At 67.3% G+C, this 12,505-nt stretch carries 12 protein-coding genes and 1 tRNA gene; 7 read left to right on the top strand and 6 right to left on the bottom strand.

Going from position 1 to position 12,505, the window contains the following annotated elements; translation table 11 throughout:
• Positions 1–2: 2 nt before the first annotated feature.
• Positions 3–704, bottom strand: a complete 702-nt coding sequence (locus IE246_RS02465; RefSeq protein ID WP_189987318.1) for a recombinase family protein — start codon at positions 702–704, stop codon at positions 3–5.
• Between the two features lie 191 nt (positions 705–895).
• Between IE246_RS02465 and IE246_RS02460 the strand changes: the two genes are divergently transcribed.
• From IE246_RS02460 to IE246_RS02440, 5 genes are all read left to right on the top strand, one after another.
• The gene (locus tag IE246_RS02460) at positions 896–1,411 is read left to right on the top strand and encodes a hypothetical protein (RefSeq protein ID WP_189987317.1); all 516 of its coding nucleotides are present in this window, start codon (positions 896–898) and stop codon (positions 1,409–1,411) included.
• A 233-nt stretch (positions 1,412–1,644) separates the two neighbouring features.
• Positions 1,645–1,866: a hypothetical protein gene (locus IE246_RS02455; RefSeq protein ID WP_189987316.1), complete on the top strand. Its 222-nt coding sequence runs from the start codon at positions 1,645–1,647 to the stop codon at positions 1,864–1,866.
• Between the two features lie 279 nt (positions 1,867–2,145).
• Positions 2,146–2,319 (top strand): hypothetical protein, encoded by a 174-nt coding sequence (locus IE246_RS02450; protein WP_189987315.1) that lies wholly within the window; start codon positions 2,146–2,148, stop codon positions 2,317–2,319.
• A complete protein-coding gene (locus tag IE246_RS02445) occupies positions 2,316–3,185 on the top strand; it encodes a hypothetical protein (protein ID WP_189987314.1) in 870 nt (289 codons plus the stop codon). Before IE246_RS02450 ends, IE246_RS02445 begins: the two co-directional genes overlap by 4 nt.
• Entirely contained in the window at positions 3,185–3,892 is a 708-nt protein-coding gene (locus tag IE246_RS02440; RefSeq protein ID WP_189987313.1) for a helix-turn-helix domain-containing protein, read from the top strand. Before IE246_RS02445 ends, IE246_RS02440 begins: the two co-directional genes overlap by 1 nt.
• A 410-nt stretch (positions 3,893–4,302) precedes the next feature.
• Here IE246_RS02440 and IE246_RS02435 read toward each other — a convergent pair whose 3' ends face one another.
• The 3 genes from IE246_RS02435 to IE246_RS02425 all read right to left on the bottom strand — a co-directional run bounded on the left by IE246_RS02435 (position 4,303) and on the right by IE246_RS02425 (position 6,606).
• On the bottom strand, positions 4,303–4,605 hold the full coding sequence (locus tag IE246_RS02435) for a hypothetical protein (RefSeq protein WP_189987312.1): 303 nt from the start codon (positions 4,603–4,605) through the stop codon (positions 4,303–4,305).
• Positions 4,606–4,805: 200 nt separating this feature from the next.
• Positions 4,806–6,416 carry a site-specific integrase gene (locus IE246_RS02430; protein WP_308434473.1) on the bottom strand — a complete coding sequence of 537 codons (1,611 nt, stop codon included), beginning with the start codon at positions 6,414–6,416 and terminating at the stop codon, positions 4,806–4,808.
• 100 nt (positions 6,417–6,516) lie between these two features.
• Positions 6,517–6,606: transfer RNA gene (locus tag IE246_RS02425), tRNA-Ser, on the bottom strand.
• A gap of 285 nt (positions 6,607–6,891) precedes the next feature.
• On the opposite strand from IE246_RS02425, the gene IE246_RS02420 reads away from it, so the two are divergent.
• Complete coding sequence (locus IE246_RS02420; RefSeq protein ID WP_189987310.1) at positions 6,892–7,953, top strand: COX15/CtaA family protein; 1,062 nt, start codon at positions 6,892–6,894, stop codon at positions 7,951–7,953.
• A 7-nt stretch (positions 7,954–7,960) separates the two neighbouring features.
• Here IE246_RS02420 and IE246_RS02415 read toward each other — a convergent pair whose 3' ends face one another.
• Entirely contained in the window at positions 7,961–8,422 is a 462-nt protein-coding gene (locus IE246_RS02415; RefSeq protein ID WP_189987309.1) for a GNAT family N-acetyltransferase, read from the bottom strand.
• Positions 8,415–11,171, bottom strand: a complete 2,757-nt coding sequence (locus tag IE246_RS02410; protein ID WP_189987308.1) for an ATP-dependent DNA helicase — start codon at positions 11,169–11,171, stop codon at positions 8,415–8,417. Before IE246_RS02410 ends, IE246_RS02415 begins: the two co-directional genes overlap by 8 nt.
• 100 nt (positions 11,172–11,271) lie before the next feature.
• Between IE246_RS02410 and IE246_RS02405 the strand changes: the two genes are divergently transcribed.
• Positions 11,272–12,471, top strand: coding sequence for an adenylate/guanylate cyclase domain-containing protein (locus tag IE246_RS02405; RefSeq protein ID WP_189987307.1), 1,200 nt, complete (start codon positions 11,272–11,274; stop codon positions 12,469–12,471).
• The last annotated feature ends 34 nt before the right edge of the window (positions 12,472–12,505 follow it).

Below are 12,505 nucleotides of genomic sequence, written 5' to 3'. Positions count from 1 at the left end.
TGTCATTCTATAGGCCGTGATGATGTTTTACTATATATGTAAGAGCTGTTTAAAATTCTTTTCACACTTTGCGGGTGAATAGCTTGCCCTGTCTCCTTCTCTAGCAAGGCTGCGATCCCTCGAAGAGACACGCCTTGAGATCGGAGTTGTTGCATTCGATAGGCCGTCTCCTGTTCGTCGAGATTCTCGATGAGACCTCCGTCCGCACCAACTCGGTAACCAAATGGCGCCCTTTGTCCGCCCAGGAAGCGTCCCTTAGCCTTCTGGGACGCTTTCACGTCGGCGATCCGCTCCGCCGTCCTCTCTCGCTCGAACTGTGCGACGGCGCTCATGATCGTGAACACCAGTCCGCTAATGCCGTTGCTGGTGCAGTCGTCTCCCCCCAGGTCGAGCAGGTACAGCTTCACGCCATTCGCCTTGAACGCCTGGAGGGTCGAGAGCGCGTCACCAGCCGAGCGAAACATCCGGTCGAGCTTGGTGGCAATCACGCTGTCGCCCGCCCTTACAGCCTCCAGGAGCGCCTTGCCGGCAGGCCGCTCCTCAAGCGGCCTGCTACCGGAAACGCCCCTGTCTGAGAACACCCGGTCAATACTGGCGTCCATCATCCTGGCCTGGAGGGCGACCTTCGCTCGCTGGGTCTCCAAGCTCTGGCCTTGGTTGGCCTGCTCCATGGTGCTGACCCGGACGTATCCGTACACGGCCATCGTTGGCTCCGCTGGCGAAGTTGTCACGTCGTCACAACGTGAACTGACGGCACCCAGGTGTCAACGCGCAATAGCAATGTGACGACCAATGGGAAAAGCGCTTTGCACGCCGTTGCCGGCCGTAGGAGGATGAACGATCATCGTGCAGGTGACCGGCGATTGCAGACATTTTGAACCACTGGGGATAAGCGATGGAAGCGATAATTAGTTCGGTTCCCGGCACATTTACTATTACCGTTGTCGGATCACTCGCTTCAGTTTTGTCTCTATTAATTGCCCAACCGAGCTGGAAATCTCGATTTATTCACGTTGCATATACGTCGGCAGTAGTGATGATCATGGTCGTTTTGTCAGTTCATTATGTTGAACTCGAGAATCAACTCGCCGATGCAAATAGGAAACTGGCTTATCTGCAGAATACTCGCGATCAGGCCAGTTCATTGCTGAAAACAATCCCAGATTCTTACAGGCCAACTTCCACAGGAGACAATAGAGGAACCGTGTTGAAGGGACTGGCTTTCTTAGAAAGTCACAAAGATGAACTGCCCGACATGTACGAGATCGTCAAGAGATTAGCGGAGTCACTTGGATTATTTGCATCTACAAAACCGTATTTTGAAGGCGGGAGGGAGCAAGGAGAATCACTCGCAGACGCCGCTTCGGCTGTGCGGGATTTGATCGAAGGTTTGGCTGCGGGGGCCAAATAGGTTGCGAGATTGATCTCCATTCGAACGGAGGTTGGGGGTATACCCCCAACCTTCGCCGCCGGGAGTCCCACATCTCCTCCTACCCAAGGCCCGCACCAATTTTTTTCAATTTTCGCAACATTGAGCCCAACCAATGTTGCCGGTGACGCAACCCTTTACAGCCATGACTTGCCCGCACCCTTCGGCCAGGATCGAACGCATCACATCGATCCACCAGGACAAGGAAGCCGGGCATGATGGTTGATACGAAGGATGCGCTGATGGCATTGGCGGCTGAAGCGGTGGCCCTGCGGCGCGTCAGCGGTGGGGATGCTTGGGTGGTGCTCGACCGGCTGGCGTCGGCACTCCGCAGCGACGCCGATGCGGTGGCAGACATCGTCGCGATGGATGGCCCGGACGGCGCCCTGCTGGTTCGAGACCGGGCGGCGCAGGCGGATACCTTCCTGTTCGTGTGACCGGGTTTGGCTGTAGCTACGAAGGCGGAGAGGCGACTGTTCGTCCCGCCCCTCTGAACTATCCTTAACGCATTGGAAAGACGTACAGATCGGAGGTTATCCGCAAGAATTATGTTCTTATTTTGTTCTCATTCCACGGCTCGCACAGCAGGTCGACGGATGCCCCATCGCGAGCGCACACAAAATTTGCGGCGACCCGGGACGAAAAGCCTCAGAGCATTTGAGATCCTAAGCCTCATAGCCGGCATCGCCCGGCACCAACAGCAATGAGGTTTACCGATGCCGAAGTACTTCTCTGCAGCGGTCTCCGATGAGACGCTGTTCCTGCTACGCCTACAAGCTGCTCTCGAACAGCGGTCCCTGGCCAGTCTGGCTGGGGCGATCCTGACGGAGCACGTCAAGGCGACCGAGTTTCCGGTTCGTCTGCCCCAGGACCGGGAGGCATCGGCATGACCGACGCTCCAGAAACGGCGAAGGGGACGGTAAGAACGTCCCCTTCGACCAACGACATGCTCGATCCATCATCGCCGGACTTCGATATCGTCGCATGGTTCGACCGTCCGGTTCCACCCGAGACGGAGGAACACCGGCAGTTCCGGTTGGCGGTGCTGCGGTCGATTCATACTGGTGATCGGCCTGAGGGTTGGCCCGCCAACCAGAACGTCCCCCCTGACCGCAGCAGCGAGTCCCCAGGAGAACGGCAGGCTCGGCTCTTCCGTGAGAAGCAGGCACGACGGGCCCTGGAGGAACTCTGGAGACCGGCGAAGGTATGGCACAACGGCTCCATGCTCGACCTGTCGCCGCTATACGTGTCGAGTCAGGGCCGGGTTATCGCATGCGATCGGCGTTACAGAGGTGGGTACGGTCGGGATGTTGGAAATTTCAACAAGATACTGAAGCGAGTCCAGATCGAACGCCAGATCAACGCCGAGCGGGTCGTGACCTACCGGTACCGGATCGTACTATCCACATTTGTCGGCGCGCCGCCGGGCGGTCGAACGAGCGCCTGCCACGCTGATGGCGATCCGACGAACGATGCGTTGAGCAACCTCCGGTGGGACAGCCAAGCTGGAAATTGCCAGGACACGATCCGACATGGCCGCACACCGAGAGGTCAACGGCATCCTGGGGCGAAGCTGTCGGAAGCACAGGCGCTCGAAGTGGTGAAGGCTGTTGTAGCGAACGCAGGCCCTTTGCCGTTCTCCCGGCTTCGAGAATTCGCAGAGCGTTTCGGATGCAGCGCTACGGCTATCAAGGCCATCAACTACCGCAAGACTTGGCTGCACCTCTACGAACGGGTCGATGGAGGTTCCGCCTGATGCTCGGTCAAGACATGGCTCTCCGCCTTCAGGGCGGAGAGCTGCCCGACTTGTCGCAGTTGGCCGGGATCGACTCCGGCCCACTCGGCACACAGGACCACCTCATTGAGATGCCGGGCACCAAGGCGGCACAGAGGGAGTCCGACAGCGACGCCAACTTCCGGGAGCGGTTCGGCCCTGAGGTCGCCAGACACGGCTTCGTTCAGGTGCCGCTCCTGTTGCGCGATCTGGCGAAGCATGCCGGGCTTCGTCCGATCCAGACGCTGATCCTGATCGACCTGCTCAGCTACTGGTTTCATGGCGCAGGAAACCCGTTTCCTGGGCAGGACACCATCGCCGCTGACACTGTCGCGAGCAAGACGACGGTTAAGGAGGCGTTGCGCGATCTGGAGCATAAAGGACTGATCCGTCGCGAACGTCGTCATCGGCGCGACAACGGCAACCGCACGAGTGACCGCTACGACCTGACCCCAGTGGTCGACATGCTCCAGTCGATGGCCAAAGGCCGGAATCCGACCCTTGCCTCCGACCGCCTAAGGCCGGATTCCGGCTCAAGACCAGGGTCGGAATCCGGCCCGGAAGTAGATCCAGGATTTAACCAGATGAAGTCAGACGACAGAGCGCGCCCGCCAGGGAGCGCGCTCTGTCGGGCAGACCTTGATCTCGACGAAGAGCGGCGCAGAGCACGGGAGGATCTGTTCGGGTGAGAACGGCGAGTTACGGTTGCCCCCTGGTGTCGTACCCGCTCGGACACGACGATCTCTGGACAACGGCGCAGCCCGGAGGTCGGCCTGCGCCGCCTTTGTGCTGGACATCTGGCTTGGTGGCGTCGGGCACCAGGGTGGCATCGCCACCATCCTGGTACTCGGCATCAGGTCGACCCACTCAGCACACCAGGGCGGCAGCGGCACTGGCCCAGCAACCCTGCCGGCAGCCCTCCAGCCACCTCAGAAGCCCGCAGACGGCCAAGAAGGTTCGTCGGCCAGCGTGGTACCGGACGCCCGTGACTTGGCCACCAGTGAGTCTCCAGCGAGTCCTGAGCGCCCTGCCGCCCTGGAGGGCGGCTGGGCGCAGTCCGACGGGTTCGGATAAGGAACGGCCAGCGCCGGGTTCGCCGTCACCCGTTGGTGCCGAGACGACGACAGATCGCCTGATAAAGCTCCGCCTCAAACCCTGGTGTTATGGCCCGACCAGGGCGTTCGCGCGCATCCCGTAGGTCAGCGTCGCCGGTCTGCCAGGACCGGACGCTCATCATCGCTAAGGTCAACGCTGTCGCCGCCTCCGACTTGGTGCCGAAACCCTCAACGGCGACGTTGCACAGCTGGCCGAAGCTGACGCTGCCGGACTCGTAAAGCCCGACCATCGTCTCGATCCGCTCCATGGCGTCCGGCACCAGCGGGGTCAGTTCGATGCTGGTCACAGCAGGCTGATCAGAACGTGAACAACGCGTGCGATTAACTCGAGCAAACTTAGCCTCCGTCGAACTGATGTGTTTGCTCGCCCTGGTGGGCGACCGCATGCCGACCGATCCTATTGGTCGGCACCGGGAATCATGACCCGTCAGCCACCGGCCCATCAAGCCGCCGTTCCCGCCTAAGCGGCGGGACGGCAGGCTGCCCCTCAGCGGTAGGCCCTGCGCTCCAGCTGAAGGCTCATGTCGATCCGTTCGATGTAAGAGTGCAGGGATGCGATGCCGTACCCTGCGCCGTACAAACCGGACGTCGAGCGATCATGGTGCCCCATCATCTTCTGGATGGCGCCCTCAGGAATCTCTGCCTCAAGGCAGGCATCCTTGAACCGATGCCGGAACGAGTGGAACACGAGACGTTTGTCGGTGATGCCGATCTCGCTCCGCAGCATGCGGCCGAACTGCTTGGTGTAGTTGCCGGTGACGGTGCCATGCTTGTCCGGTTGCAGACCAGGGAACAACGGCCCGTCCTTCACGGTCTCGACATACTCGATAAACCCGGCCCCCAGGACATCTCGATGCAGCGGGACATCCCGGATCGAGCCGGCGTTCTTCGTGCGCTTGCCGTCATGGACGTTGATCGAGATGTACCGAACATCACCTGTCTGCCGCACGTCGCTCACCAGCAGCTGGCCAAGTTCATTGAGACGTGCGCCCGTGTAGGCGGCGAGAATCGGAAGCCAGAAGCGGTGGTCGTCGAACTTGCTTATGTGCGCGACGATGCGCTGGAGATGATCCTGGTCGAAGGGTAGCCGATCACTCTTCTTGGGTTGGCCCTTCATCTTCAATCCGGCCAACGGGTCACTCTCCAGCCAGCCCTGGTCGATGGCGTAGTTGACCAGCATGCGGATGCACTCGACGTGTTGCCGGATCGCCGAAGCCGATACTCTCGGACCCGGTGCATCCCGTGTTGCTTCGACGATTTCCGGTAGCGGCTTCGTCCGTTCCTTGTTCGACATGTGCAGCGGCATTTGCTTCAGCACGTCCGTGAACGCCGACACAGCCGCCCTGGTGACCTGCTCCAACGGGATCTCACCATGGACCTCCGTGAAGCGCCTGACCTTGGCCTTGTACAGGTCGTAGGTCTTGTCGGTGGGTTGTCGCGCCTGACGCCAGTCATCAAGGACGGTCGACAGCGTGCGCTGACCGGTGGTGGCGGACACGCGCTTGGTATTCCCCTTCACCAGTGCGTCGAACCGATCGGACTGCATTGGCAGGGGCGTTGCCGACACACCATCGGCCTCCAGTTCGGCTGACCTCCGCTGCAGCCACTCGACGTACTCGGTACCGTCATTGCGGACTAGGTTCCGCAGCGCGAGCCGACAGTGCTCGCGCTGCTCCCAGTCCGGGTACTCCGATTTCAGCTTGGTGCCTGTCGCCGGGCTGTCGGGCAGAAACGTGTCACGCTCGGCCACCAGCTTGATCAGCCAGACCGGCATCGCGTCGATCTCGCAGGCAGGAACCTTTCGATCCTGGTGCTCCGCCTGAAGCGTGATTGCCTGCCCCCAGCCCCACAGCTTGCCGGCACGGATGATCTCGCGAGCGTTGGCGAGCTTCTGCGGCGTCCAGGATCGCAGGTCGACCCATTCCTGTTCGAGTTCGGCCATCCGGCGGTGATACCGCCTCACGGCCTCATCGAAGTCGCGCGTCCGGAGGCTCTCACTGACGAAGGTCGTATCGTAGTGGTGCGCGACATCACCCGGCCAGCGCCGATGGAGGAACCAAGTAAGTCCCTTCAGGTGTAGTCCAGGGTGCTTCGCCATGGGGTCGACGGTCGATGTTACCGGATTTGTTACCGGGCATGTGACCGCTAACCCACCGTCACGGCAAGAGATTTTGAATCGACAACAGCTTAGGAGGGAATGGCGGAGAGGGTGGGATTCGAACCCACGGTACGCTTACACGCACAACGGTTTTCGAGACCGTCCCGATCGACCACTCCGGCACCTCTCCACAGGCTCGTGATCGAGGCCGGGAACCTAGTCAAAGCCGGCATCGGATGCAAGCACGGATGCAAGCGTGCGTGCGAGTGGGTCCCGGGTCGCGCTCCGCCCGCCCGGGATGACGACGAGAGAGGCGGCGAGCGACCGCTCATCTCTGCCGTCATCCCGGCGGAAGCACAGCGCAGAGCCGGGACCTGCCCATCGCTCCGCCCTCGCCACGGGGGACGATCCGCCGCAGTGCCGCGACATCCGGCTCGATTGACCGGGGCGGCCGGGTGCGCCATCTAGCGCTGTCATGACAGCAACCGTCTCCTCCCCCGCCCGCGGGACCGGCCGCGGCACCGACCGGGCGGCGCGGGCGCGGCCGTGGGTCGCCGCCTGGCTGCTCGCCACCGCCGGCATGGTCGCCGCCATGGTGGTGATCGGCGGCATCACCCGGCTCACCGAGAGCGGCCTGTCGATGGTCGAGTGGCGGCCGCTGATGGGCTGGATCCCGCCGCTGGGCGAGGCCGAGTGGGAGCGGGTGTTCGGGCTGTACCGGCAGACCCCCGAGTTCCGGCTGCACAACGCCTGGATGACGCTCGCCGACTTCAAGACGATCTTCTTCTGGGAGTACCTGCACCGGGTGTGGGGCCGGCTGATCGGCGTGGTGTTCGCGCTGCCGTTCCTGGCGTTCCTGCTGACCGGGCGGCTGGAGCGCGCCATGGCGCCGCGGCTCGCCGCGCTGTTCCTGCTCGGCGCCGTCCAGGGCGGCATCGGCTGGTGGATGGTGACCTCCGGCCTGGCCGACGAGCCGTCGGTCAGCCCGTACCGGCTGACCACCCACCTGTCCATGGCGTTCCTGATCCTGGGCGTGCTGCTGTGGACCGCCCTCGACCTGCTCGACCCGCGCCCGGCCGGCGCCGAGCCTGGCCTGCGGCGCGGCGCCACCCTGGTGCTGGCCCTGGTGTCGCTGACCGTGCTGGCCGGCGCCTTCGTCGCCGGCACCGACGCCGGCTACGCCTACAACACCTTCCCGCTGATGGACGGGTCGTTCGTGCCGGACGGCTACTGGCAGAGCGAGCTCGGCATCGCCAGCCTGTTCGAATGGGTGCCGGCGGTGCAGTTCAACCACCGCTGGCTGGCGGTCGCCACCGCCCTGGTCACCCTCGGCTTCGTGCACCGGGCGGTCCGCACCGCGCCGGCCGGCGCCCGGCTGCCGCTGCGGCTGCTGGCGGCGATCGTCGCGGTGCAGGTCGGCCTCGGCATCGCCACCCTGCTGCTGGTGGTGCCGGTCTGGCTCGGCGCGCTGCACCAGGCCGGTGCGGTGCTGCTGTTCTCGGTCGCGGTGTGGACCCGGTTCGTCCTCAGGGCTTGAGAGCCGTTCAGAGAGTCATGGCCAGCCGCGGCAGCACCCGCCCCGGGATCTCGGCCACCGGGTGGCCGCCGATCCGCACCGCGCCCAGCCGCAGGTAGAAGCCCTCGGCATGCGGGTCGGCGTTCAGCACGATCCGCCGCGCCCCGCGCCGGCGCGCCGCCTCGGCCAACGCCTCGAACAGCCGCCGGCCGACGCCCCGGCCGATCGCCGGCGGATCGACCCACAGATGGTCGAGCTCGGCGTCGTCGCCTCCGGGGATCAGCACGCCGACGCCGTCGACCGCGTCGCCGGTCTCGTGCACCAGCACGACATGGGCGGCGATGGCGTCGCGGGTGATCGCGATGGTCCGGTTGAACACCGCCATCATGGCCTCGTCGTAGGGCCAGTGCGCCTTCGAGCGGCGCGCCAGCGCGGTCAGCGCGTCGGCCTCCTCGACCCGCGCCGGCCGGATGCGACGGCCGTCAGCCACGGCCACCTCCCGCCAGGAACGTTCCGGTCTCGGCGACCGCCTCGGCCAGGCCGCAGCGCCTGACCTCCACCCCGTCCGGGAAGGCGCCGAGCAGCCGGCTCGGCATCATCGGATCGAGCAGTACGAACACCCCCTGGTCGTCGGCCCGGCGGACCAGCCGCCCGAACGCCTGCTTCAGCCGCAGCCGGGTCAGCATGTCGGTGTAGGCGTTGCCGCCGAACGCCGCGCGGCGGGCCCGATACAGGATGTCCGGGCGCGGCCACGGCACCCGGTCGAACACGATCAGCCGCAGCGAGCGCCCCGGCACGTCGACGCCGTCGCGCACCGCGTCGGTGCCGAGCAGGCAGGCCTCCTCCTCGGCCCGGAAGATGTCGATCAGGGTGCTCAGGTTCATGCCGTCCACATGCTGGGCATAGAGCGGCAGGCCGGCCTCGTCGAGCGCGCCGGCGATCCGCTGGTGCACGGCGCGCAGCCGGCTGATCGCGGTGAACAGGCCGAGCGCGCCGCCGCCGGCGGCCAGGAACAGCGACCGGTAGGCGGCCGCCACCTGGTCCAGGTCGTCCTTGCGCACGTCGTTGACGATGAACACCCGGGTATGTGCCGGGTAGTCGAAGGGCGAGGCCACGACCGAGCGGAGCGCCGGCACCGGCAGATGGCTGGCACCGCTGCGGGTCTCGGCCGCCGCCCAGTCGGCGGCGTCGTCGCCGGAGCCGTCGCGCAGGGTCGCCGAGGTCACCACCAGCCCGTGCGCCGCCTTGCCGACGGTGGCGGCGAACGGGATCGTCGGGTCGATCCAGTGGCGGTGCAGGCCGACGTCGAGGTCGCGGCCCTCGACCCGGTCGATCGCCATCCAGTCGACGTACTCCTCCGGGGTGTCGTCGCTCAGGCTGCGCAACATGGAACGCCAGCCACCGACCATCGCCTCGCCGCGCCGGGTCAGCGAGCGGGCGACCGCCTCGATCCGCAGCCGGTTCGCGCTGTCCAGTTCGTCGGCCTCGGCGTCGAGCCTGGCCAGCAGCTCGCCGCGCAATGCCAGCATCGGCTCGACCAGCCGCTTCAGCGCCCGGTCCAGGTCCTCGGCCGCCTCGATCAGCCCCTCGACCGGCGGCTTGGCGTCGCATTCCAGGCCGTACGGGCTCTTCGGGTCGGCGACCCGGGCGTAGACCTGCCGGCGCACCAGCACCAGGAACGCCTCGGCCGCGCCCTTCGGCTGCTCGTCGGCGATCCGGTTGGTCCAGCCGTCGCCCGGCAGGGCGCGGGCCGCCTCCTCGATGGCGTCGACCAGCTCGAGCGCCTGCGGCCGGTCGGCCACCAGCTCCTCGACCCGCCGGCGCAGGCCGCGCGCCCGCCCCGACCGCCGGCCCTCGACCCCGAGCAGCCAGCGCCTGAGCTCGACCGTCTCCTGGGCCGACAGGTTGGCCGAGAACGCGCCGTCGGCGGCGTCGAACACGTGGTGGCCCTCGTCGAACACGTAGCGGGTCGGCACGTTGCCGTCGTCGACCCCGCCCAGCGCCGCCTGGATCATCACCAGGGCGTGGTTCGCCACCACGACGCGGGCCCGCCGGGCGCGGCGAACCGAGCGCTCGATGAAGCACTTGTGATAGTGCGGGCAGGCGGCATAGACGCACTCGCCGCGGCGGTCGGCGAGGCCGAGGGTGCGGCCGCGCCCCAGCAGGTCGGACAGCCAGGCCGGGAAGTCGCCGCCCTGCAGGTCGCCGTCGCGGGTCGCCCGCGCCCAGCGCGCCATCAGGCCGAGAGCGGTGGCGTGCTGCGGCTGCATCGGCAGGGTGCGGCTCGCCTCCTCCAGGTTCAGCAGGCACAGGTAGTTCTCGCGGCCCTTGCGGACCACGACCTTGAGGGACTTCGCCACCGGGTCCGGGTACAGCCGGTCGAGCTCGCCGTCGATCTGGTGCTGCAGGTTGCGGGTGTAGGTCGAGATCCACACCGCGCCCTCGTTCTTCTCGGCCCACACCGAGGCCGGGGCGAGGTAGCCGAGGGTCTTGCCGACGCCGGTGCCGGCCTCGGCCAGCACCACGTTCGGCTCGTCCTCGTGCTGGCGCGGCCGGAACGCGGCGGCGACCGCGGCGGCGTAGTCGGCCTGCGATGGCCGGGCCTCGGCGCCGTTGCCGAGCGCCTCGGCAAGACGACGCCGGGCCTCGTCCTCGGCCACCGGCTCGTGGCCGGCCGGCGGCGGCGGGGCGTGCTCCGACCACTCGGCGAGGTCGCGCCAGACCTCCATGCCGGACGGGCGGATCGGCGCCGGCGGGCCGGGCTCGGGCTCGCCGAGCGCCCGCAGCACCAGCCGCCCCCAGCGCCAGCCGCCATCGTGCATGATCCGGGCGATCCGGCGGGCCCAGGGGTCGCGGCGCCCCAGCGCCTCGCGCTCCGGCAGCTCGGCCAGCAACGCGTCGGCGACCCGAAGAAGGGCGTCGGGGGCGTCGTCCAGGCCGCGCGGAACCGGCACGCCGAGCGCCTCGGCCAGGCCGCGCGGGGTCGGCAGGCAGAACGTCGCCGGGCGAACGAAGGCGAACAGCTCCAGCACGTCCATCGCGTCGATGGTCTCGACGCCGAGCCGCCGCGCCACCGACCGGGCGTGGCAGACCACCGGCGGGTCGTCGTGCGCCCAGACCGCCGCCCGGCCGGGGGCCGGGCGCTCGACCCGGCCGTCGGCGTGCCGCCAGGCGGCACCGACCGGTGTCGCGTGCAGGGCCGGCAGTCCGGCGATGACGGAGGCGAGCGGAGAGCGCATGGTGTCGGTGTAGCAGCGGGTTCCGGGCTTTGAAAGCCGGCCCGGCCACCCCAGATGGGGACCTGACCCGGACACCGGAGCCCAGACACCGGAGCATCGCATGGCCGACCTCGACCCCGCCGCCCCGGTGATCCGGGCGCTCGATTCCGACCTGGTGCGGCTCGGGCTGCGGCGCGCGCCGGCCGACGAGGTGGTCGAACGGGTCGCCGCGGCGCTCTGCGAGGCGCGGGCGCGGGTCGACGTGATCCGGCTGGCGGCCCGTACCCTGCATCCGGCGATCGACGCCATCGGCGTGTCCTGGTCCTCGGTCGCCGGCATCGAGACCGGGGTGTTCCGGCACAGCGACAGCCGCAACGACGCCTGGCTGCGCAGCCCGCTGCGGCACATGATCGACACCGGCACCACCCGCATGCGCCGCCGGCTGGCCGACCCCGCGGAGCGCAACGACTACGACGTCTTCGACGAGATGGCGGCCGAAGGCTTCACCGACTACCTGGCGCAGCTGGTGGTGTTCGGCGGCGACCCGACGGCGCGGCGCGAGGGGCTGATCGTGCGCTGGCTGTCGCGCCACCCGGAGGGCTTCCGGGAGTCCGACATCGCGATCCTCGACGAGGTCGGGCCGCGCGCCGCCGCCGCCATCCTGCCCGGGCTCGAGCGGTCGATCGCCCACAACCTGCTGGAGGCCTATGTCGGCCCGCGCTCGGGCGCGCAGATCCTGGAAGGCTCGGTGCAGCCGGGCCAGACCGAGGCGATGGACGCGGTCATCCTGGTCGCCGACCTGGCCGGCTTCACCGCCGCCAGCGACGCCGTCCCCGGCGAACGGCTGGTCGACCTGCTGGACCGCCACATGGACGCGATGGTGCCGCCGGTGGCGGCCCATGGCGGCGAGATCCTGGCGTTCCTCGGCGACGGCTACCTGGCCGCGTTCGAGCTCGGGAGCGACCCGGCGGCCGCCTGCGCCACCGCCCTGGCCCCCCCCCACGCCGCCATCGAGCGGGTGGCGGCCCTGGCGCCGTCGCTCGCCGGAGAGGGGCTGCCGGCGCTGCCGCTGGAGGCGGCGCTGCACGTCGGCACGGTGCGCTACGGCAATGTCGGCGCCGGCGGCCGGCAGGCGTTCACGGTGATCGGCCCGGCGGTCAACGTGGCGACCCGCATCGAGGCGCTGTGCCGCCCGCTCGGCCGCAAGCTGCTGGCCTCCGAGGCGTTCGCGGCGGCCAGCGGCGACCCGCGCCTGCGCTCGCTCGGCCCGCACCCGATCCGCGGCATGAGCGAACCGGTGACGCTGTACGCCCTGGGGTAGCGGGCGAGCGGCGCGACCGGTAGGTCCCGGGTCT

It is taken from the genome of Thalassobaculum fulvum (assembly GCF_014652915.1).
Classification (GTDB): domain Bacteria; phylum Pseudomonadota; class Alphaproteobacteria; order Thalassobaculales; family Thalassobaculaceae; genus Thalassobaculum_A; species Thalassobaculum_A fulvum.
The sequence above is the reverse complement of the archived record's forward strand: the minus strand, read 5'-3'. Positions and strand labels throughout refer to the sequence as shown.